This window comes from Bacteroides intestinalis (assembly GCF_003464595.1).
GTDB classification, from domain to species: Bacteria; Bacteroidota; Bacteroidia; order Bacteroidales; family Bacteroidaceae; genus Bacteroides; species Bacteroides intestinalis_A.
In genome coordinates this window covers 450565-475027 of sequence record NZ_QRZF01000003.1, presented here as the reverse complement: position 1 = coordinate 475027, position 24463 = coordinate 450565, and the positions used below count along the sequence as shown (strand labels likewise).

Below are 24463 nucleotides of genomic sequence, written 5' to 3'. Positions count from 1 at the left end.
TCACCCCCCCAATAATATGAAACCAAAACTAATTATTGTGTCTATAGCCATTGCTGCTATGGTGACATCAGCAATGGCCGAGGAACCAGACTCCGTATATATTATGCCGTTTGCAGAAACACATAATACAGGACGTTCGGGTATGAAACTTAAATGGAGTTCAGATGGAGAAAACTGGGAAATGTTGTGTGACGGACGTACTGTGATCAGAAGTGACTGGGGATCATGGAAGACAATGATCAACCCTTGCATTGAACGTACTGCCGATGGTGAATATCTTGCCACGTGGCAAATAAGCAAAAGCGGACAGATTTACGCTCAAGCAAAGAGTGAAAATCTCATCACATGGGAAAGGCAGAGATATTTTGAAAAGAAAAAACAAATAGCCACAAAGCACTCTCCCATAGTGAAAATAGGCTATAATGAAATGCAGGCTGTAATAAATCATTTCCAATATGAAGATTTTAAGAATGCGGAATACAATGAACGGGCCGAACATGACAACGCACGCTTTCTGAATCTCCAACCTGTCAACGTAGATATAAAAACCGATATATCAAAAGCCAAACCTATATCTGACATGCTCATTGGGGTCTTCTTCGAAGATTTAAGTCATGCTGCCGATGGAGGACTCTATGCCGAATTGATACAAAACAGAGATTTTGAATACTGTGAAGACAGTTTTGCACGAGAAAAGAACTGGACACATGATTACGCCTGGAGTACAAGCAGTGGCGCCTCACTTACTATTACAGATATAAAACCGATACATCCTAATAACAAGTTTTATGCAGTACTTGATGTGACACAGGTTGGCGGAACTCTCATAAATTCAGGATTCGACGGCATATATATGAAAAAAGGAGAAAAATATGACTTCTCTCTTTTCGTATCTTCTATTCATTCTAGCGCAAAGAAAGAATTTGCAGAAGTAAGAATAGTATCTAAAAACGGAGATATCATAGCCCAAAACAAAATCAGTCTCAATGCAAAAGATTGGAAACAGCAGACATGTACACTTATTGCTACTGCTGATGATACTGATGCCCGACTCGAAATAATGCCTTTGCAAACAGGTACTTATGCACTCGACATGATTTCTCTTTTCCCACAGAATACATTCAAAGGGCGTAAAAACGGGCTTCGTCGTGACCTTGCACAGCTTATAGCTGATCTTCAGCCCCGCTTTATCCGTTTCCCCGGTGGATGCCTTGCACACGGTGACGGACTTGATAATATGTATGACTGGAAAGGCTCTGTCGGACCACTCCACGAACGCCGACATCTGCCCAATATCTGGCATTATCATCAGACACGTGGACTGGGTTATTTCGAATATTTCCAGTTTTGTGAAGATGTCGGAGCAGAACCTCTACCTATTATTGCAGCAGGTGTAAGTTGCCAAAACTCCGGTCTGTTGCACAAGTCTCTAATTGAAAGTGGTAAAATGAAATCGGACCTACCAGAACTTTTTTCAGAAGGGCAACAAGGTGGAATTCCTATGGATAAAATGCCACAGTACATACAAGATGTACTTGATTTAATAGAATGGGCAAATGGAAATCCCCGAACATCAAAGTGGGCCAAAATACGTGCTGATGCCGGACATCCTGCACCCTTTAATCTGAAGTATATCGGCCTGGGTAATGAAGATATGATCTCTGAAGAATTTAAAATCAGATTTAAAATGATATATGATGTAGTAAAAGAGTATTATCCTGACATCACTATCATAGGCACTGCCGGTCCTGATATTAAGGGAATAGACTACGAAGAAGGATGGAAGTACGCCACAGAATTGCAGGTACCGATTGTTGACGAGCACTGTTATCGTCCAACCGGATGGTATATTTATAACCAGAACTTTTACGACCACTATGATCGTTCAAAGTCGAAAGTTTATCTCGGTGAATGGGCGGCACGCAGTTATAGCCATTCACAAACAAGCTTAGAGAGTGCCCTTGCCGAAGCCCTCCACATGACCAACCTGGAGCGAAATGGAGATATTGTATGTATGACAAGTTATGCTCCCTTACTCGCTAAAGAAGGACATATTCATTGGAATCCGGACCTTATATACTTCAATAACTCTGAAGTCCACCCTACAGCAAGCTATTATACTCAAAGAATGTTTGGGCAAAATAGTGGTGACGAATATATTCCCGCTGAACTAAATACCGATCAACAAGATCGCAAGGTGAATCTTCGCATAGGGCAATCGGTGATACGTGAATCAAAAACAGGTGACATTATTATAAAATTGGTCAATCTGTTGCCTATCAGCGTCAACACTAATTTATATCTGCCTTCACTTCAGGGATACAACCCGATAGCATCAACCAGCATACTCACCGGTGATATAAGGTCTAAAACAGCCATACCTGTAAATGGAAACCTTGCCATCGGAGAAAAATTCTCTTATAAAATGCCACAATATTCATTTACTGTAATAAGAATAACTGCTAAATGAAAAGTAAACCATTTATTAATATATACTGAATTATCATGAAAATACTTTTTTTAATCGGATTCTTTCTAATCAGTTTAACAACAATGGATGCACAAACTTTCAAAGAATGGCAAGACCCGGAAATCAATGCCGTAAACCGTGCTCCGATGCATACCAACTTCTTTGCTTATGAAAGCACTGAAGCAGCGACAGAAGCCGTAAAAGAAAAATCCGCCAACTTTATGACTTTAAACGGTATCTGGAAATTTCGTTGGGTAAAAGACTCGGACGCTCGTCCGACTGATTTCTGGAAGATAGGGTATAATGACAAAGGATGGGATGATCTGCCTATTCCGGCAATGTGGGAATTGAACGGATATGATGTTCCACTCTATTCGGGAGTAGGTTTCGACTGGAAATTATGGAAAGGCTGGTGTAAGAATAATCCGCCCGTAGTACCTGTGGAGAACAACCATGTAGGTTCCTATCGTCGGGAAATAATCGTTCCGTCTGATTGGAAAGGTAAAGATATCATTGCGCATTTCGGTTCGGTTTCTTCAAACATCTATTTATGGGTGAATGGAAAGTTTGTCGGTTATAGTGAAGACAGCAAGCTGGAAGCTGAGTTCAATCTAACTTCTTACCTGAAACCGGGACAGAAAAATCTCATAGCGTTTCAGGTATTCCGCTGGTGCGACGGCAGTTATCTGGAAGATCAGGACTTCTTCCGGTATCATGGTGTTGCACGCGATTGCTATCTCTATTCACGCAATAAAAAACGTATTGAAGACCTACGTGTAACCCCGGATTTAGATAGTCAATACAAAAACGGTACACTGGCTATTGATCTGAATCTAAAAGGAAATAACCTGGTAACTCTGGAACTGCTTGATGCAAAAGGCAAGACCGTGACAGCAACCGAAGTAAAAGGTAACGGCAATATATCTACCATTATGAAACTTGAAAATCCCCATAAATGGAGTGCGGAAACTCCCTATCTCTATACGCTTCGGGCTACTCTGAAAGAAAATGGAGAAATCACAGAAGTTGTTCCCATAAAAGTAGGCTTCCGCAAGATAGAAATGAAGAATGCACAACTCTGGGTAAATGGACAACCAATACTTATTAAAGGAGCCAACCGTCACGAAATGGACCCGGACGGCGGATATGTTATCTCTCGGGAACGTATGATTCAGGATATTCAATTAATGAAAATGTTCAATATAAATGCCGTTCGTACCTGCCATTATCCGGACGACAGTTTCTGGTATGAGTTGTGTGACAAATATGGTTTGTATGTAGTGGCTGAAGCTAACCTGGAATCACATGGAATGGGATTCAAAGAGACTTCATTGGCAAGAGTGGATTCATATAGGAAAGCACATCTGGAACGTAATCAACGTAATGTACAACGCAACTTCAATCATCCGAGCATTATCTTCTGGTCATTGGGAAATGAATGTGGCGATGGACCGAACTTTGAAGCATGTTATCAATGGGTGAGAGCAGAAGACCCCAGTCGCTTCGTGCATTTTGAACAAGCCTATGACACAGGAAGCAACACTGACGTTTATTGCCCGATGTATCCCGTTTACTCCAAGTGCATCAGTTATTGTGAAGACGAAAGTAAACAGAAACCTATGATCATGTGTGAATATGCTCACGCAATGGGAAATGCATTAGGTGACTTTAAAATATATTGGGATCTTATCCGTAAATACCCGAAATTCCAAGGTGGATTTATTTGGGATCTAATAGATCAGTCACCCCACTGGACAGGCAAAAGTGGCAAAATGATCTATGGTTATGATGGTGATTTCGATACGATTAAAACCGGTGACGACAACTATAGCGACAACGGTTTACTCAATCCGGACCGCATCCCCAATCCGCATGTATATGAAGTGGGATATTTCTATCAGAACATCTGGACCACTCCGGGGGATCTGTCAAAAGGTGAAATCAATATTTACAATGAGAATTTCTTCCGTGATCTGTCTGCCTATTATATGGAATGGGAAGTGCTGAACAACGGCAGAGCCATACGTAGCGGACGTATAGAAAAACTGAATGTAGCCCCATTGCAAACAGTATCTCTCATTCTCAAGCTGGGAGAAACCGATGAGAACGGAGAATGGTTATTGAATGTCAGATACCGACAAAAAGATCGCGAAGGCTTGATCCCTGTCGGCCACATAGTTGCCAAAGACCAATTAGTGTTACATCCATACAAAACTCCTGAAATGAAGCTGAAGAATGTTACTGAAAACTATATCCCCGTAATCACACCTCAGGTAAACGATACGAATATCCGCCACTGGATTGTAAAAGGTGAGAACTTCCTTATCAGATTCAAGAGATCTACCGGCTATATGGATAAATACATTGTCAACGGTCTGGACATGATTAAAGACGGTGCCGCACTTACCCCGAATTTCTGGCGGGCACCTACCGACAATGATTATGGAGCAAAATTGCAACTGAAATATAGTGCATGGAAGAATCCGGATATCAAACTCATATCACTGAAAAATAACATTGTAGACAATCAAGCGGTTATTTCAGCAGAATATGAGATGAAACAGGTTTCTGCTAAACTGTATATCACTTATACCATCAATAACCAAGGAGCGGTTCAGGTAAACCAAAAAATGATAACGGACAAGGCGGCCAACGTTTCCAATATGTTCCGCTTCGGCATGCAACTGGTTATGCCGAGGTCATTTGAAAATATTTCCTATTATGGCCGTGGTCCAATGGAAAACTATAGTAATCGTAATCATTGTACGGATTTAGGCATTTACAATCAAACTGTTGATGAGCAATTCTCTCCTTATATCCGTCCGCAAGAAAATGGCACAAAAACGGATATCCGCTGGTGGAGACAGTTGAATATAAGTGGAAATGGATTGCAGTTCGTAGCTGACGCTCCTTTTTCAGCTTCTGCTTTGCACTACACAATCGAATCACTGGACGAAGGTTTGGAAAAACAACAAGGACACTCTGAGGAAGTAGAAAAAGCCGATCTGACAAATGTATTGATTGATAAAGCCCAGATGGGACTGGCTTGCATAGACAGTTGGAGTGCACTTCCAGAACCGGAGTTCATGTTACCGTATGGTGATTATGAATTTACATTCATCATGACACCGGTGCAAAATAAAGTAGTGATTCAATGAAAATGATGAATTTCTATATATTGAGTAATATTTTACCTTAATTCGTATCTTAATCAAGATATGAAGAAAATTATTCAAAAAACGATTATACAATGAAATTTATTACAACTATCTTATCAGCCTTCTTCTGCTTGTCCATACAGGCACAACTAGTGACTTATCCCGGTACACTGAGTACCGGGATGCCGCACAATGATGACTATACCGTACGCGTACGCATCCCCGGCGGCGAATGGAAAGATTTGTTCGAATACAACGTACAGGTAGATATGGACAAAGTGCAGGATGCTTCCATGGTGCAATTTGATATGGGAAGTCCCGTAGAAGTAATGGTGAAGAAGAACAATGGCACTGTGCGCGAAGTAGCCATACGCCCTTTGAGTAAAGGTATTGAATACAAGCAGATACAAAACGCCATTCTTTTCACTCTGGAAAAGCCACAATATCTATCCATTGAGTTTAATGGTGACCGACTGCACAACCTGCATCTTTTTGCCAACCCGATGGAGACTGAAAAATATGAAAAAGAAACTAAAGGAGTAATGTATTTCGGTCCGGGCACACACCGCCCCAAAGACTTACCCAACAATCAGATAAGGATACCAAGTAATACAACCGTATATCTGGCCCCCGGAGCTGTGGTCAAGGCAAAACTCGTGGTAGACAAAGCCGAGAATGTCCGCATCATCGGACGGGGAATCATAGACCACGCTGTACGGGGCATTGAAATCACTGATTCCAAAAATATATGGATAGATGGCATTACAGTAGTGAATCCGGACCATTATACCGTATTTGGAGGTGGTTCCACAGGAATTACGATTAAAAATCTGAAGTCCTTCAGTTGTAAAGGATGGAGTGACGGTATAGATATGATGTGCTGCCGTCAGGTACTTATCGACAATGTCTTTATGCGCAATTCGGACGATTGCATTGCTTTGTACAATCACCGCTGGAACTGGTGGGGAGGTTCATCTGATATTACCGTGCAAAATTCTATTCTTTGGGCAGATGTGGCACATCCCATCAATGTAGGCGGTCATGGCGATCCGGACTCACCGACAGGAGAAGTGATAGAGAATCTGACTTTCCGTAACATCGACATCCTGGAACATGACGAGGATGACCCGATTTATCAAGGTTGCATGACAGTAGATTGTGGTGATAAGAATCAGGTTCGTAATATTCTCTTCGAAGATATCCGGGTAGAGAATATTCAGGAAGGACGACTGTTTTATGTAAAAGTACGTTTCAACGAGAAATATGATAAACAGCCGGGAAGCGGCATTGAAGGCATTACTTTCAGAAATATTACATATACAGGCATAGGAGAAAATCCATCGTTGATTCAAGGACTGGACAAAGAACGAACCGTGCAAAACGTGACGTTTGAAAATGTAGTAATCAATGGAGAACGGATGAAGGACTTGAAAGGAATAGTAACCAATGATTTTATAAAAGGGATTAAGATAAAATGAACAATCACGGAGAAATAACAGAAAATAATTGTCCCGATGTAACCTTATCACTATTTTAGCGTCTCAGATTATAAACCAAATGAAAAACAAATAATGGAATTCATCAAATCTTTATGCCTTGGCGGCATAACAACCACTATGCTCCTGAGCGGATGTACCCAGAAGAATATTACTTTAGAAGGCAAAGTAACGAATACATCCGGCGCTCCCATTGTATATAATATCACTACAGATGGCATTTACTTACCGAACAAGATTGATACTTTACGTTTAAATGCCGACAGTACGTATCAGATTACCTTACCTGTAAACGGGAACGAAAAGCTGACTCTTTTTCTATATGGTGAGCGAAACTTAGGTAGTATCTATCTTGCTCCGGGAAAACAGACGCTCGATATCGATGCTTCCAAATCCAATGAACTAAACCCGGTTGACGGCTTGACGAAAGAAAATGAAATACTCAAGAAACTGGCTGATCTGAATGAAAACGTATTTAATCTACGTGCACGCCGGGGAGATATCTTTAACGTCGGCAAGGACACGGTTGCCTCATCCGTATATCAAAAGCTGACAGACTACGCTACTACATTAGAAAACGAAGTGGCAGAAGTGGACGATCAGCTCAGACAGAGAGCCATACAAGATATACGTATACAGGCTTTGATGGCATATATGAATCAGTATTTCGGTAACTACCGGAGAGGTTCCGAAACGCTCAAGAAGGAATGGGACGACGCTTACGCCCAGATGTTGGATTTTGCAAACGTCGGTCAGGCTGAAAGCGTATTCTCTCCTGCATTTGCAGATGTCGTATCGAATATGGCAGGCATAGATATTTTCATGCAACATGAAAGGCGCACGAATGATGACAATGAACGCAATCAACTGTTATTCGATTGGTATAAAACAAATCTGCAAGGCCGGGTACAGGAGGCTGCAATGGGACTTCTCATTCTGGAAGATGAAAGCCGTGAGTATTTTGCAACTGGTATTCCTGCATTGTATGAGGAATTCAAGACATTATATCCTAAAAGCGTGCTAATGCCGAAATTAGAAACAGCGATACAAAGGAACAAAGCGTTCAATGAAGCCGAACTTCCGAAAGATATTCATATATTGAATACAGACAGTGTACGCACCTTTAAGGAAATTACTGACTTATACCCGGGTAAAGTGATCTTTATCGATGTATGGGCTACCTGGTGCGGTCCTTGTCGTGCATCGTTTGCACACCTCAAACCTTTGCAGAAATATGCTGCTGAAAATGATATCGTGTTATTGTATGTTTCCATCGATACTCCCCAGAAAGCTGAACTCTGGAAAAAAATGACAGGGCACTATAACTTAAAAGGAGAGCATGTCATCATCAACGAGGCTTTCAAAATGGAAATTTATGAGAAGTTCGGGCGGAACGGTATGTTGTCAATCCCGCATTATGCCATTGTCAATAAAGAAGGAGAACTACAATTCCCATCGGCAGCCAGCCCGGAAGATATGGATAAGTTGACGGAACAACTGAAAGAAGCCTCTAAATAAAAGATTATTAACGAATACTAAGGCTCACCGAAATATAACAAAAACAGGCTGATTCCACAAATCTTTTGATTTTTATGGATTCAATTCCATAAATCTTATAAGATTTGTGGAATCATTGTTTTAAATCCCTTATTTTTGAGTGAAGCTTATTCCTCGTTCGTATTAATACTGTAAAAAACAAAAAAACATGAATAGATATAGACTGCTTTTTCCAATCATCCTCTTGCTGCTCTTCTCTCCCTGTTTGCGGGCAGGGGAATGGCAATGGTCTGTGACCCTTGACGGATTCGTCTCCAATGAAACGAACCGGAATCCTACGGCTTTCTTGTGGATACCCGCTGACTGTATGCAGATAAAAGCAATTATTGTAGGACAACACAATATGAGCGAAGAAACTCTTTTTGATAATCCCCTTTTCCGCGAAAAGATGCAGAAGCTGGGAATCGGCTTTGTATGGATAACACCCGGCATCGATCAGCAATGGGATGTATCGAAAGGCACACAACAGATATTTGAGAAAATGATGGTCGACCTGGCAGACGTCAGCGGATATAGCGAACTGAAAAATGTCCCCATCGTTCCCATAGGCCATTCGGCTATGGCTACCTATCCCTGGAACTTTGCAGCATGGAATCCGGAACGCACTTTGGCTATCATTTCCCTGCACGGCGATGCTCCGCGTACGAATCTTACCGGCTACGGGCGTGAGAACCTGGAATGGGGACGTACCCGTAATATAGATGGAATTCCCGGACTGATGATTGAAGGAGAATATGAATGGTGGGAAGCCCGGGTAAATCCGGCACTGGCCTTCCGCATGATGTATCCTGAAAGTTGCATCTCATTTCTGTGTGACGCAGGACGGGGACATTTCGATGTGGCAGATGAAACAACCGCATACATTGCTCTATTTCTGGAAAAAGCTATCAATCAACGACTGACGGATGAAGTAACGAAAGACGGTAAAGTAAAACTGAATCCGGTAAACCCAGCCAAAGGCTGGCTGGCAGAACGCTGGCATCCCGATCAGAAGAAGCGAGTCAAAGCCGCCCCCTATTCACAATATAAAGGTGATCCTCATGATGCTTTCTGGTATTTTGACCGTGAAATAGCGGAAGCGACTGAAGCACGATATACGCAAAGCCGCGGAAAGCAACAACAGTATCTGGGTTTTGAGCAAAACGGCAACTTACTGACATACGACAAGAAGCAGCATGTACGTGTACAGCCCCGCTTCAATCCGGAAGCCGATGGAATCACTTTCCACCTGAAAGCCGTATGTACGGATTCCCTGAGAACCCAACTATCTGATGAACATGCAGATGCAACACCGATAATCAGTCGTATCTGCGGACCTGTGAAAAAAGTAAATGACACCACATTTATGGTATCTTTCTATCGAATGGGCATGAATAATCCGCGTCGTACCAGTGATATATGCCTGTTGGCAAGCCAAGCAGGAGACCGGAAGTATAAAAGTGCTGTTCAGGAGGTCAGTATCCGCATCCCTTACCGGAATACGGAAGGACAAAAGCAATATATATTATTTCCAGGATTGCCCGATGTGAAAGCGGGAAGCGGTTCTTTATCTTTAAAAGCCACGAGTGATTGCGGACTGCCCGTCTCTTACTACATCAAAGAAGGTCCGGCTGAAATAGAAGGAGATCAAATTGTATTCACTCCTATCCCACCCAGCAGTAAATACCCGGTAAAAGTAACGGTAGTTGCCTGGCAATATGGCATTGCAGGCAAAGTACAGACGGCTGAACCGGTGGAACGTAGTTTCTACATCTTGAAATCGGGCGGGATGGCTGAATTCAAATCTGGTCGCATTGATGTCGGTAATGGTTCACTCTATTATGAGGAAGCTGGAAGCGGAGAGCCTGTAATTTTTGTACATGGTCATTCACTGGATCACAGAATGTGGGATGAACAATTCGCTGAATTTGCCAAAGAATACCGTGTGATTCGTTACGACTTACGAGGATATGGTGCTTCTTCCTCCCAGACCGAAGATTATCAGTTTACCCATGTGCAAGACTTAGTGACACTGATGGATTCTCTCCATATCCGGAAAGCACACATAGTTGGCTTGTCGTTAGGCGGTTTCATTGGTGCCGATATGTTAGGCTGGTTTCCCGAACGCATGGCATCAGCTTTCCTTGCCAGTGGAAATATACGTAAGTCAAAAGGGCCGAGCCAACCTATGACCAAAGAAGAAGCTCAGAAACGGGACCAAGAAATTGCGGCCCTAAAAGTGAAAGGAGTCGACGTCATGAAACGTGAATGGTTTGAAGGACTGATGAGTTCGGGAGGCACCCGGAAAGAAAGAATGCGTCAGCCTTTATGGGAAATGATTGATGATTGGGATGCTTGGCAGCCATTACACAAAGAAGTACGGGTAGTTGCAGGACTGGATGCTTATGAAGTAATAAAGAAGAATCATCCGACAGTGCCGACTCTAATTGTAGAAGGCCAATCACCCAACAACCGCTATTCCAATCAACCTGAAATTCTAAAATATCTGCCAAATGGGAAATTGAAAATATTAGAAGACTGTGGGCACATACTGAACATGGAACAACCTGAAGCATTTAATGCTGCATTGCGTGAATTTCTGAAACAATAAATTCACGCAATGCAGATAAAAGCTATAAAATATAGAACGTTTGTTTTATAAGTTTGTCCGTTTGAACCTTGAGTACAGTAAAAGAGATTTTCTGCAGTATCTCATCTACATTACGAATGGGTATATCAAGCAATGAACTTTTAATCTAACCAACAAATATCGCCATGTATAGATGGCAAATATTTACAAAAGGAAACATCTATAAGCTCAGTCGTATACTTAGGGTATCTCAGTCCTATACTTAGGGTACCTCAGTCCTATACTTAGCCTACCTCAATCGTATACTGAGATACCGCTACTATAAGACATCTGATAATCAGTCGTTTATAAAACAGCCATTTAATATCAATAAAACACAACAAAACTCACAAACCAATGATTATTTAATTCCTTTCGGACGGACTATGAATTAATTCTTCCAACGAGTTTTGAGTAATACATCCCTCCCCTTCGTATATATAAAGAAAGAAGTTATGAGAAATAAGAGTTTAATCCTAATGACAATCTGTGCGGCTCTATCAACCGGTCTTTCCGCTCAATCCGTTTATCCCGGACAGCATACCGGAAAAATGAAGAAAGTAACGATAGCACCGATACAGGTAGAGAGTTTCGACTTAAAAGACGTGCGTTTATTACCAAGCCGCTTCCGCGACAATATGATGCGTGATTCTGTTTGGATGACTTCTATAGCAACCAATCGTTTGCTACACAGTTTCCGCAACAACGCCGGAGTATTTGCCGGACGTGAAGGTGGATATATGACCGTAAAGAAACTGGGTGGCTGGGAATCACTGGACTGCGAACTGCGCGGACATACAACAGGCCATTTACTATCAGCTTATGCGCTCATGTACGCATCTACCGGAAGTGAAATATTCAAGCTGAAAGGCGACAGTCTTGTTACAGGTCTGGCAGAAGTACAGGCAGCTTTGGGAAACGGGTATCTCAGTGCATATCCGGAAGAATTAATCAACCGGAATATACGTGGGACGAGTGTATGGGCACCCTGGTATACATTGCACAAGCTCTTCTCCGGATTGATAGACCAATACCTCTATACAGATAACAAACAGGCATTGGAAGTAGTTACCCGCATGGGCGACTGGGCTTATAATAAACTTAAACCGCTGGATGAACCCACCCGGAAAAGAATGATACGGAATGAATTCGGCGGTGTGAACGAATCTTTCTATAATCTGTATGCCATCACCGGCGACGAGCATTATCAATGGCTTGCTGAATTCTTCTATCATAATGATGTTATCGATCCATTGAAAGAACAACGCGATGATTTAGGAACAAAGCACACGAATACCTTTATTCCAAAAGTTCTTGCCGAAGCACGCAACTATGAGTTGACACAGGATAACGACAGTCGGAAACTGACTGATTTTTTCTGGCATACCATGATAGACCACCATACCTTTGCGCCGGGATGCAGCAGTGATAAAGAGCATTATTTCGATCCACAACAATTATCCAAACATCTGACCGGATATACCGGTGAGACTTGTTGTACGTACAATATGCTGAAACTCAGTCGTCACCTGTTTTGCTGGACAGGAGATGCCAAAGTTGCCGATTATTACGAACGTGCACTCTATAATCATATCCTTGGGCAACAAGATCCTGAAACGGGAATGGTATCCTATTTCCTGCCTTTGCTCTCCGGCTCGCACAAAGTTTATAGTACCCAGGAGAATTCCTTCTGGTGTTGTGTAGGCAGCGGCTTCGAAAACCATGCTAAATATGGAGAAGCTATCTATTATCACAATGATCAGGGAATCTACGTAAACCTCTTTATCCCGTCAGAAGTAAACTGGAAAGCGAAAGGAATAACTCTGCGCCAGGAAACAGCTTTCCCTGCAGCAGAGAACACTGCATTGACCATCCAAACGGACAAACCTGTCACTACTACGATTTATCTGCGCTATCCATCATGGAGTAAAAATGTGAAAGTAAACGTCAATGGAAAAAAAGTATCGGTAAAACAGAAACCGGGATCATACATTGCCGTAACCCGCCAATGGAAAGACGGTGATCGCATTGAAGCTAATTATCCGATGAGCCTGCAACTGGAAACAACGCCAGACAATCCACAAAAGGGAGCTTTGCTATACGGACCGCTGGTATTGGCCGGCGAATCGGGAACAGAAGGTATGCAAGCTCCGGCACCATTCTCTGATCCGGCATTATATAATGATTACTATACTTACAATTATCATATTCCGGCTGAGCTGAATACCACCTTACAAATAGACCAGAAACACCCCGGACACAGTTTACAGCGTACAGGCGAGGAACTGATATTTAAAACATCACAGGGCAATGTTTTAAAGCCACTGTATGACTTACATCACCAATGCTACGTAGTATACTGGGACTTAATAGAAAAATAGAAATGAAACAAATTATTATTATAGTTTCTCTCATAGGTATTTATCTGTCATTCACATCATGCCGTCCTGCCGATAACCGGCAGGCGGCTTATGATTTTACACCGCTTGACTCTATTATCACCTCATGGATGAATAAGGGATACTATCCGGGAGCCTCAATCTGTGTAGTCAGAGACGATAGCATTATCTTTCAGAAAAACTACAAAGATTTTACCCCTGACACAAAAGTCTATGTAGCCTCTGCCGGAAAATGGATAGCCGCCGCAGTAATCGGGGCAGTGGTAGACTGCACCGAACTAGACTGGAATGATAGTGTAAAGAAATGGATTCCTGAATTTAAAAACGACATAAAAGGAATAATTACTTTACGCCAACTGCTTTCGCACACATCGGGCATCCGCCCTTATCTACCGGAACCACGCGTAGACAATTACAATCATCTGGATTCAGCAATCATGGAGATTCTTCCGCTTGACACGGTTTTCACTCATGGTACCCGCTTTGAATATGGCGGACTTGCCATGCAGATAGCAGGCCGGATGGCAGAAAAAGCTATGAATAAAGAATTCGAGGAATTATTTCAGGAATTAATAGCCCAACCTTTAGGGATGAAAAACTCTCACTTCACGCCTGTGAATACAGATGGCGGACACGCTCCCATGTTGGGTGGAGGTCTCTGTACCACTTTGCACGACTACATGCGTTTTCTTGATATGATCTACCACAATGGCGTATTTAAAGAAAAGCAAATACTGAAACCCGAAACCATACATGAAATGCAGGCAGACCAGGTGGGAAATGCGGAAGTTCACCCGGGTGAATACGTGGAACGTGCGCTGAAAAAATATCATACTGGCATATATGGTTTGGGAGAATGGCGGGAACTTATTGATGAAGCAACAGGAGAAGCCTATCAGATCAGTTCACCGGGTTGGGCCGGCGCCTATCCATGGATCAATAAACAAGACCGGGTATACGGATTCTTTATAGCCCATGTACAGGGAAGTTCACAAAAAGAAGATGGCTTCTCGTCATTTTATGGAAGTCCTGTCATTTCACAAACTGTCTCGAACATTATTTCCCTAAAAAGATAGAATACATTGAGTATCCTCATATCCCAAATCGTATTTATATAAAAACAATAAATACGAAGATATGAAGACTATCGGCTCAGCAATTATTATGTTAGCTCTCGCTCCTTCCCTCTTTGCAGACAACAGCAAGGAACTAAAGCTGGCATCTCCTGACGGAACACATGAAATAGCATTTTACCAGAAGCAGGTTTCACCTGCGGTAAACGAACTTTGTTATCGGGTAGATTACAAATCACAACCCATAGTCAATGAATCACGTGCCGGACTGGAACTGGACAACCGGATATGGGAAATGGCTCTGGGAGCACGAAACCTAAAACAGCCTGCCTGCTGGATGGACAATCTGGAAGTGGACTCTGTGACTTACCAACCCGAAACAGACATCACCTGGCAGCCACTTTACGGTGAACGTAGCAATATACGCGATCATTACCGGACCGGCACCCTTTATCTCTCCAAAAAAGATAACTCCGGCTACCGGCTCAATATTGAAGTGCGTGCCTATAATGAAGGAGTGGCTTTCCGCTATTTCTTCCCGGAACACCCGAAGGCTATCTTTCATAAAGTAGTAGGTGATCTCACAGAATATACCTTACCGGCAGGTACAAAAGCATGGACCGAACAATGGGCACAAGCTTTCTTCGAATACCTGAACATTGATGATATCAAACATCCGGTAGAACGTGCCCTTACTCTGGAACTCCCGAATGGCAAATGGGCCGCACTGGCAGATGCCGACGTAGACGATTGGTGTTTGACCAAGTACCTTGCCTCCACAGACAAGAAGAACACACTGACTTCTGTAATGTATAGCCCCGTGGATGTGGTGACTTATTATGCCACTCCCTGGAAGATAGTCATGGCAGCCGACAAACCGGGTGAATTGCTGGAACACAATGATATCATCCAAAATTTGAATCCGCCGTGTGAAATTGCTAATGCCGCCGCATGGGTGAAGCCTGGCAAAATTATGCGTGAAACCAGCATCACAACTCAAGGAGCCATTGCAACCATCGATTTCTGTGCAGCACACAATATCCCGTATATGCTTTTCGACTGGCAATGGTATATGCCCTGTACTTCACATGACGGGGATGCCACAAAAGTGGTTGCCAAACTGGATATGCCCCGTGTAATAGCTTATGGTAAGGAAAAAGGAGTTGGTATCTGGGTGTACGTAAACCAGCATGCACTCATGAAGCAAATGCGTGAACTTTTCCCATTGCTTCGCGAATGGGGAATTGTCGGAGTGAAATCCGGTTTCGTACAATACGCCAGCCATCGCTGGGCAACCTGGATGCACGACATGGTTCGCTTGGCGGCAGAAAATCATCTGCTGATGAATATCCATGATGAATATCGCCCTTCAGGTTTCAGCCGTACTTATCCGAATTTATTAACTCAGGAAGGCATTTGTGGAAACGAAGAATTTCCCGATGCAACTCATAATGTCACGCTCCCCTTCACTCGTATGATAAACGGTGCAGCCGACTATACGATCTGTTATTTCGACAAACGGCTGAAAACAACTCATGCTCATCAACTGGCAGCATCCCTCGTGTTCTACAGCCCTCTGCAAACTATCTTCTGGTATGACAAACCATCGTTCTATCACGGAGAACCGGAAATAGAATGGTTTGAGAACTTGCAAACCGTATTCGACGATACGAAAGTATTGGATGGCGCTCCCGGCAAAAACATAACAATGGCACGCCGGAAAGGTCAGGAATGGTTTGTTGCAGCAATGACCAACAATGAAGGTTCTGAAGAAGAAATTCCTCTCACGTTCCTCGATAAAGAAAAGAATTACCTCGCCTGCATCTATACGGATGGAGGAGAAAAGATAAAAACAAGTACACAGGTAAAATGTACTTATCTGCTTGTCAATGCTTCACAAACCATGAAGTTCCAGCTGAAACCCAGTGGTGGGGCTGCCATACGACTGGTACCTATAGACAGGCAGGAAATGAAGAAGTATAAAAGGTACAAAGGAGAAAGATTATAAAATATGATATTCCATTGAGTGAATAAACAGATTCGCTCGTATTAATAGGCAAATAACGCATTAAGATTATTTTCAGTAGATAAAGGTAAGAGTTTGTATAGGTAAAATCTTTGTTTTCAGGATATTTAAAAAGGTAAATAAAAAGATGAAAAAGATATTTCTGCTTACGACATTGCTATGCGCTGCCTGTTGGCAGGCGGAAGCCCAATATGTATCCAAAGCCTGGGTATCTGACCAGAAGGATGGTACATACATCAATCCGGTGCTGCATGCCGATTATTCCGATCCGGATGTCTGCGCGGCAGGTGAAGATTTTTATATGACGGCTTCCAGCTTCGGATGTGCTCCTGGTTTACCCATTCTCCATTCCAAAGACTTGGTTAACTGGAAATATGCAGGCTATGCGTTGAAACAGATAGAACCCATCGAGTTCTTCAATGCTCCCCAGCATGGAAAAGGTGTTTGGGCACCATCCATCCGCCATCATAATGGAGAGTTTTATATCTATTGGGGAGATCCGGATCATGGCATCTTCATGGTAAAGACCAAAGATCCGGCCGGAGAATGGGAGAAACCGATATTGGTAAAAGTCGGTCGTGGCATGATAGACCCTGCTCCACTATGGGATGAAGATGGAAAAGTATATCTGGTACACGCATGGGCAGGAAGTCGTGCCGCACTGAACAGTGTTATCACAATTTGTGAGATGAATGCAGAAGGAACAAAAGTGATCAGTGGTTCGGTACTGGTCTTTGATGGTAATGATGGAATCAACCATACAATTGAAGGCCCCAAACTCTATAAGCGGAACGGCTACTACTACATTTTTGCTCCGGCAGGAGGAGTGGCAACCGGATGGCAGTTAGTATTGCGTTCACGGAATATATACGGCCCTTATGAAAAGAAGATTGTCATGGCACAAGGTTCTACCGACATCAATGGTCCTCATCAAGGTGCATGGGTTGATACACAGACAGGGGAATCCTGGTTCGTTCACTTTCAGGATAAAGCCATGTACGGGCGTGTCGTTCACCTGAATCCGATGAAGTGGGTAAACGACTGGCCTGTAATTGGAGAAGATAAGGACGGCGATGGTTGTGGCGAACCCGTAACCCGTTATAAAAAGCCCAATGTAGGCAAGAATTACCCGGTAGAAACACCTGCGGACAGCGACGAGTTCAATACCCGCCAGTTAGGACTACAATGGGAATGGCATGCCAATTATCAGGATACATTCGGATATACTTCCGACCTGGGATTCATCCGTATTTACGGACATATTCTCTCCAAGAACTTTGTGAATTTCTGGGAAGTACCGAACCTTTTATTGCAGAAATTCATGGCAGAAGAGTTCACAGCAACTACCAAACTAAAAGTTTCCGCCAAAATGGACGGACAGCAATCCGGATTGATTGTGATGGGCTGGGACTATTGCTACCTCGGAGTAGAGAAAGAGTGCGATAAATTTATACTGAAGCAAGTGACCTGCAAAGATGCAGAGCAAAAGACACCCGAAACAGTTACTCGCCTGGCAGAATTACCTGTCAGCAGAAAGTACGAAGCAGGGTTGTTACCCAACTACGAAAGAGACATCTATCTACGCGTAAAAATAGAAAAAGGCGGTATCTGCCACTTCTATTACAGCCTGGATGGTAAGAAATATAAAGCAATAGGTATACCTTTCACAGCCCGTCAGGGAAAATGGATAGGTGCCAAAGTAGGGCTATTCAGTACCACTCCTTATGGTAAGGAACGGGGATGGGTAGATGCCGACTGGTTTCACATAGATAAATAAAAAGACTGATTATATGAAAACAAAAGAACTACTGTTCGGTGCATGCCTGTGCATGTTTACAGCTTGCAACATGCCCGAGAAAGGAATGGATGTGGATGTATATGAGGCGCTGGATTACTGTGACGCCCAGGTACAACGCACTTTAACAGAACTAAAAGCGGCAGAAGGTACTATCGACTACTCGATGATGCCCCGTAACATCATGGACAGCCTCAACACCTGGCATTGCCGAAAAGCAACAAAGGATGAATGGTGCAGTGGCTTCTGGCCGGGAGTTTTATGGTATGATTACGAATATACCGGTAAAGCAGCCATAAAGGAGGAAGCAGAGAAATTCACCGAACCGTTGAAGTTCCTGTCACAGATTCCGGCATACGACCATGACCTGGGTTTTCTGATCTTTTGCAGCTATGGCAATGGATATCGGTTGACACATAACCCGGAATACAAACAAGTGATTCTGGACACAGCAGATTCACTGGCAACTTTGTTCAGACCTCGTGCAGGTACTATACTTTCATGGCCACGCAATATAGAAATGTTCGGTGGACACAATACTATCATGGATAATATGATAAACCTGGAAATGCTTTTCTGGGCTGCCAAGAACGGAGGAAATCCATATCTGGCAGATATAGCCGTGTCGCACGCCGATAAGACTATGAAATATCAGTTCCGTCCCGACTACACTTCCTATCATGTCGCTGTCTATGATACTTTGACGGGCGACTTCATAAAAGGAGTTACACATCAGGGATATGCAGACAATACCATGTGGGCACGCGGACAGGCGTGGGCTATCTATGGATATACAATAGTTTACCGGGAAACGTTAGATCCGCGGTATCTGGATTTCGTACAGAAAGTAACAGATGTATATTTGGAAAGATTACCGGAAGACTATGTGCCTTACTGGGATTTTGATGACCCCAATATCCCGAATGTCCCACGTGATGCCTCCGCTGCAAGTGTAACCGCATCCGCATTGCTGGAACTCTCCACATATCTGCCCGGTAAAAAAGGGGATGAATATAAGGATGCCGCTATAAAAATGTTGGCAAGCCTGAGTTCGGACAAGTATCAATGCGGCAAAAGCAAGCCGGCATTCCTCCTCCACTCCACCGGACACTTACCGAATAATTCAGAAATAGATGCCGCCATCATTTATGCAGACTATTATTATATCGAAGCCTTGGTTCGATTGAAGAACTTAATTGAAAATAAAGCTGTCATATAGAAGCAACGCTATCCCCTCTTACTGTTTTGGTTTGAGGGGAAGCGTAAACCAAAATGTAGAACCTTCTCCCAATTTAGAATTCACTCCGATTTCGCCTCCCATATTCTGAATAATGAGCTGGCAAATAGGCAAACCTAAACCAGTGCCCTGCTTAAAGCTATCCAACTTGATGAAACGTTCGAATATAAGATGGAGTTTATCTTCCGGAATACCAGTTCCCGTATCAGTTACATAATAATAGATGTCTTTTTCACGCACTTCATAGCCATAGCAGATGCTGCCGGTCGATGTAAATTTACAAGCATTAGTCAGGAAGTTCAAAACCAATTGTTGAAGTCTGTTTTTCTCTGAATAAACAACATAATCATCCGGCATCCCCGGCTCAAAAATCAGATCAACCCCATCCTGCAAACGAGACTCAACAACTCCCTTCAAGGTTGCTAGCACTCCATTTAATCCAAATTCCGAATAATACAAATCAAGAACTCCGGCCTCAATCTTGGATAAGTCCAGAACATCATTGATAAGTTGCAGCAAGATTCCATTATTCTTCTCTATGATGCTGACATACTCCTTCTTCTCTTCTTCATCTTCAGTCATAGCCAATATACTGGAGAAGCCAATAATTGCATTCAACGGAGTGCGGATTTCATGACTGATATTAGCAAGAAAGGCAGATTTCAGACGGTTGGACTCTTCCGCACGCTCTTTGGCAGCAATCAGTTCACGCTCTGCCGCCTTACGCTCCGTAATAAACAATGATGACCCCACCACGATCAAAGGGTTTCCCTTTTCATCATATTGTTCAACAAAAGCACGTGCTTCCATCCAGTCTTCCGAATCGTACGTTTTACCCGGACGATGGACACGATATTCTTCTTTAATTCTAGCAACTTTATTAGCGCGTACATCTTTAAATATTTGTCGGATACGTTCTCTGTCTTCTTCACAAACAAAAGTGAGATAGTCGCTAATATCGGTCGTATAGGTCATTTCCGAAACTTCTTTTTTACCCTGTTCTATCGGTTTGTAAGAACTATATGTGATTTCATCCGTCCGTAAATCCCATTGCCAGGGTAGTAAATCAACAACCTCCAATGCCATAGCCATTTTGGAGTGAGTGAAGCGTTGATTCTGTTCAACCAACTGAAGTCGTTCCAGAATCTTATTTCGCCGAAGTTGGAAAAAGAGAACAACTAACAATAAAACAATACTGCCTACTACCAAGGCAGACTGGTACTTTTCGAGGAAGGTAGGAGGAGCATTCAAATAAACCGTCCCCGGAGGACAGTTTTTAGGAGACAAGCCAAAATCCACCATGTAAGGATAGTTAAAAAGAACCATGGGCTTCGGATTATAATATGGAATATCCCACGCTTGCTTGCCATCAGCTACAGCATTAATCATCTTCACAATTTCCTCACAGTACAGGTTCATATCATATACACACCCTCCTATTATAGTCCCATCTTCTTCAATACTTGAAATAGAAGAAGATAATGCAAAAAACGGACAAGGCAATGTAGAATTGGCAATCACCTTATAAGAGTTTGCCATCATAAGCATATTACCCGCAAACATTCGTTTGTGGAACCATGAAGCAAATAGAATACCTGTTTCCTCCGGAACCACTTGTCGCAGTGTATCCAGCAACTGATCCGGGCTCCATGTACCAGCCGACAGAAACTTATAATCAAGATCCGGATATTCCGTCTTAATCAATTCAGAAAGTTGCTGATCATAATCAATATCCCGGTCAGTCTGATCACCAATCAACAGCAGACTCTTCATTGCCGGAATCATACGACGCATCAACTGGACACTTTCGGGAATAAAAGCACGCGCACCCAGAAAGGTCATATTATACTCTTTACGCAAATCATTCAGGTAAATGCGATCTTTTTGTGGAACAACCTGATTATACATATAAGTGGAATCGGGTCCAATATACCTGCTCTCAGCACATACTATCAAAGATATATCTCCCCAATGTTTACGTATTTCATCCCGTAATATCAAAGGAGCATTTCCCAGCATCAATACTGCTTTAGGTGGATTATTGCCATAAGTTGAAAAAAGATTTTCTTTATATTGATTCAGTATCTCAGGGGTTTCTATTGTCAGAATATTCATATACTCTACTTTCATACTCACATCTCTCCGGTCATACTCTTTTTGCATGATATGTGAAATGATGGTCTGACTCCATGGAGCACCCGATACATAACTACTGATAATCAGCAAATCCGTACCGGAAATCTCTTTTTTATCCTCAGCCGATACCGAAGAAGAGAAATATAATAAGAAGATACACAAAAGGCACTTTATATACAGAAGTATTCTCATGATTTCGCAATTAGTCTTTTAGACTAACAAGTCAAGAATCGCTTTTGTTCAAAAATGGCAATTTTTTCCTTAGGAAATCAAATTCATGTAAGAAAAACATTTACATTTGTATTCAATAACAATCACAAAATTATATATTATGAAAAGGTTAACCTACTTATTTGTTTGCTCACTTGCAATAGGAAGCATTGCCGCTTGTAAACAAGCATCTAAATTCCATATTATCAACGGAATAATATATGACGCTACTATGAATAACATTACCTTGATAACCGGCAAAGGAGATACAGTCAATATCAGTACAATGGATGCCAATAGGGATAAAGTATGCGGAGTATTGTTGGAAGACAGTGTAGAAGTGGTTTGCATCAAAGAAAATATTGGAGGAAAAGAAATCTTAAAAGCTGCTGAACTGATAATCATTAAAAAATAATTCAATAAACAGCAATGGGAGTGTTGCTTATTCACTCCCATTGCTGTTTTATTCTCTATTCATCAACCGATGTTCCGCCATGTGTTCATACTTCGTATCCGGACGCCCATAATTAGCATAAGGATAAATAGAAATACCACCGCGTGGAGTAAAAATGCCTGTAACCTCAATATATTTAGGATTCATTAGTAGAATCAAGTCTTTCATTATAATATTCACACAATCTTCGTGGAAAGCACCATGATTGCGAAAGCTGAAAAGGTAAAGTTTCAGACTCTTGCTTTCCACCATCTTAATATCAGGAATATAGCTGATACGGATCTCCGCAAAATCCGGCTGCCCTGTTATGGGACACAAACTGGTAAACTCCGGACAATTGAAACGTACCCAGTAATCATTTCCCGGATGCTTATTATCAAAAGCCTCCAATACTTCAGGTGCATAATCCTGTTTATATTCAGTCTTTCTTCCCAAAAGGGATAATTGGTCTTTCAATTCACTCATAATATAAAGTTTTAGCATTTATGACTTAAATACTTCTCTAATCCTTCACGGCGTAACTTACATGCTGGACAATGTCCGCAGCCATCCCCCGGAATACCATTATAACAAGTCAGGGTTTTATTGCGTATCAAGTCAAGTACTCCCAATTTATCTGCCAATGCCCAGGTTTCAGCTTTATCGATCCACATCAGCGGAGTATGAATTACAAACTGTTCATCCATAGCCAGGTTCAAGGTCACATTGAGCGATTTGATAAAGGCATCCCGGCAATCGGGATATCCACTAAAGTCAGTTTGCGACACTCCCGTCACAATATGATTGATGTCATGTTCACGAGCATACACGGCAGCAATACTTAAGAAGAATAAATTGCGCCCCGGTACAAACGTATTAGGAAAACTATCCGTCGGCTTTTCCTGATCCATTACCATGGTAGTATCCGTCAAAGAATTATGTCCCAACTTACCGATGAACGATACATCCATTACTTCAAACTCCACATCGGCATCACGAGCTATTTCCCGTGCCAGTTCCACTTCCTTCTCATGTTTCTGTCCGTACAAAAAGCTCAGGGCAACCACTTTTCTGAATTTACGTTTTGCCCAAAACAGACAAGTAGTAGAATCTTGTCCACCACTAAAAACGACTAATGCAACTTCTTTATTCACGCTATTTTAAATATCTTTGATTTTCAATACATTATAGGAAATATCCTCATCATACACATCGCTACCGTCTATCCGTTTAATAGCTGCTACTACACGGATAGTGACCGGAAGAATCAATACTTCATACAAGGATTTCAATACGATCTGAATACACATCATTACAAGCAATTCACGCCAGGCAATAATGCCACCAAAAGCTACTGGGAAGAATATAATAGAATCCGCCGTCTCCCCTACTATTGTCGACCAAATAGCACGGGCAGAAAAGTTTCGTCCACCACTTGCCACTTTCATACGGCTCATGACATAAGCGTTGAGAAATGAACCTACCAAAAACGCGGTCAGACTTGCTACAACAATACGCGGTGCCATCCCAAAAACAAAATTGAAATGGGCTTCTCCTTCCCAAAACGGTGCAGCCGGTAGTGCAACGGCTATCAAGCCAAGCATTACCACAAAGAAGTTCATGGCAAAACCACTCCAGATAATAAGACGTACTTTACGGAAGCCCCACACCTCAGCAATGCAATCGTTTATAATATAAGAAATAGGAAAAACCAATAATCCGGCTGTAACGGTTATACCAAAAACCTGAATAACCTTGGTTTCAAGAAGATTAGCTGCAATCAGGCAAACATTAAATAAAATACCCAGCAGCATAAAAGGTACAGATACTTTTTGCTTCATAAATCCTGTTTTTTACGTGGTGTT

At 42.3% G+C, this 24463-nt stretch carries 15 protein-coding genes; 11 read left to right on the top strand and 4 right to left on the bottom strand.

Features of this window, described 5'->3' with window-relative positions; genetic code table 11:
- The first annotated feature begins 16 nt into the window (after positions 1-16).
- The 10 genes from DWW10_RS06500 (at position 17) to DWW10_RS06450 (ending at position 19801) form a co-directional block, all read left to right on the top strand.
- Positions 17-2470: an alpha-L-arabinofuranosidase C-terminal domain-containing protein gene (locus tag DWW10_RS06500; protein ID WP_029327961.1), complete on the top strand. Its 2454-nt coding sequence runs from the start codon at positions 17-19 to the stop codon at positions 2468-2470.
- A 35-nt stretch (positions 2471-2505) separates the two neighbouring features.
- A complete protein-coding gene (locus DWW10_RS06495; protein ID WP_029427570.1) occupies positions 2506-5628 on the top strand; it encodes a glycoside hydrolase family 2 TIM barrel-domain containing protein in 3123 nt (1040 codons plus the stop codon).
- 92 nt (positions 5629-5720) lie between these two features.
- Positions 5721-7106, top strand: a complete 1386-nt coding sequence (locus tag DWW10_RS06490) for a glycosyl hydrolase family 28 protein (RefSeq protein ID WP_029327959.1) — start codon at positions 5721-5723, stop codon at positions 7104-7106.
- A gap of 93 nt (positions 7107-7199) precedes the next feature.
- Entirely contained in the window at positions 7200-8642 is a 1443-nt protein-coding gene (locus DWW10_RS06485) for a TlpA family protein disulfide reductase (RefSeq protein WP_118420995.1), read from the top strand.
- Between the two features lie 187 nt (positions 8643-8829).
- Positions 8830-11271 (top strand): alpha/beta fold hydrolase, encoded by a 2442-nt coding sequence (locus tag DWW10_RS06480; protein ID WP_259320433.1) that lies wholly within the window; start codon positions 8830-8832, stop codon positions 11269-11271.
- A gap of 473 nt (positions 11272-11744) precedes the next feature.
- Positions 11745-13670 (top strand): glycoside hydrolase family 127 protein, encoded by a 1926-nt coding sequence (locus DWW10_RS06470; protein ID WP_118420994.1) that lies wholly within the window; start codon positions 11745-11747, stop codon positions 13668-13670.
- Positions 13671-13672: 2 nt separating this feature from the next.
- Positions 13673-14764, top strand: a complete 1092-nt coding sequence (locus DWW10_RS06465) for a serine hydrolase domain-containing protein (protein WP_118420993.1) — start codon at positions 13673-13675, stop codon at positions 14762-14764.
- Between the two features lie 61 nt (positions 14765-14825).
- The gene (locus DWW10_RS06460) at positions 14826-16769 is read left to right on the top strand and encodes a glycoside hydrolase family 97 protein (RefSeq protein ID WP_022391440.1); all 1944 of its coding nucleotides are present in this window, start codon (positions 14826-14828) and stop codon (positions 16767-16769) included.
- A 145-nt stretch (positions 16770-16914) separates the two neighbouring features.
- Complete coding sequence (locus DWW10_RS06455) at positions 16915-18564, top strand: glycoside hydrolase family 43 protein (RefSeq protein WP_022391441.1); 1650 nt, start codon at positions 16915-16917, stop codon at positions 18562-18564.
- A 13-nt stretch (positions 18565-18577) separates the two neighbouring features.
- The gene (locus DWW10_RS06450; protein WP_118420992.1) at positions 18578-19801 is read left to right on the top strand and encodes a glycoside hydrolase family 88 protein; all 1224 of its coding nucleotides are present in this window, start codon (positions 18578-18580) and stop codon (positions 19799-19801) included.
- Positions 19802-19819: 18 nt separating this feature from the next.
- Here the strand turns inward: DWW10_RS06450 and DWW10_RS06445 are convergent, their stop codons facing one another.
- The gene (locus tag DWW10_RS06445) at positions 19820-22147 is read right to left on the bottom strand and encodes a sensor histidine kinase (protein WP_118420991.1); all 2328 of its coding nucleotides are present in this window, start codon (positions 22145-22147) and stop codon (positions 19820-19822) included.
- Between the two features lie 139 nt (positions 22148-22286).
- On the opposite strand from DWW10_RS06445, the gene DWW10_RS06440 reads away from it, so the two are divergent.
- Entirely contained in the window at positions 22287-22580 is a 294-nt protein-coding gene (locus DWW10_RS06440) for a hypothetical protein (protein WP_118421030.1), read from the top strand.
- A 48-nt stretch (positions 22581-22628) separates the two neighbouring features.
- On the opposite strand, the gene queF is transcribed toward DWW10_RS06440, so the two are convergent.
- From queF to DWW10_RS06425, 3 genes are read right to left on the bottom strand one after another with little or no spacing between them, the layout of a single operon-like run.
- The gene (gene queF / locus DWW10_RS06435) at positions 22629-23084 is read right to left on the bottom strand and encodes a preQ(1) synthase (RefSeq protein ID WP_022391442.1); all 456 of its coding nucleotides are present in this window, start codon (positions 23082-23084) and stop codon (positions 22629-22631) included.
- A gap of 11 nt (positions 23085-23095) precedes the next feature.
- Positions 23096-23752 carry a 7-cyano-7-deazaguanine synthase QueC gene (gene queC / locus DWW10_RS06430; RefSeq protein ID WP_022391443.1) on the bottom strand — a complete coding sequence of 219 codons (657 nt, stop codon included), beginning with the start codon at positions 23750-23752 and terminating at the stop codon, positions 23096-23098.
- Positions 23753-23758: 6 nt separating this feature from the next.
- Positions 23759-24439 carry a queuosine precursor transporter gene (locus DWW10_RS06425; protein WP_022391444.1) on the bottom strand — a complete coding sequence of 227 codons (681 nt, stop codon included), beginning with the start codon at positions 24437-24439 and terminating at the stop codon, positions 23759-23761.
- Positions 24440-24463 lie beyond the last annotated feature (24 nt).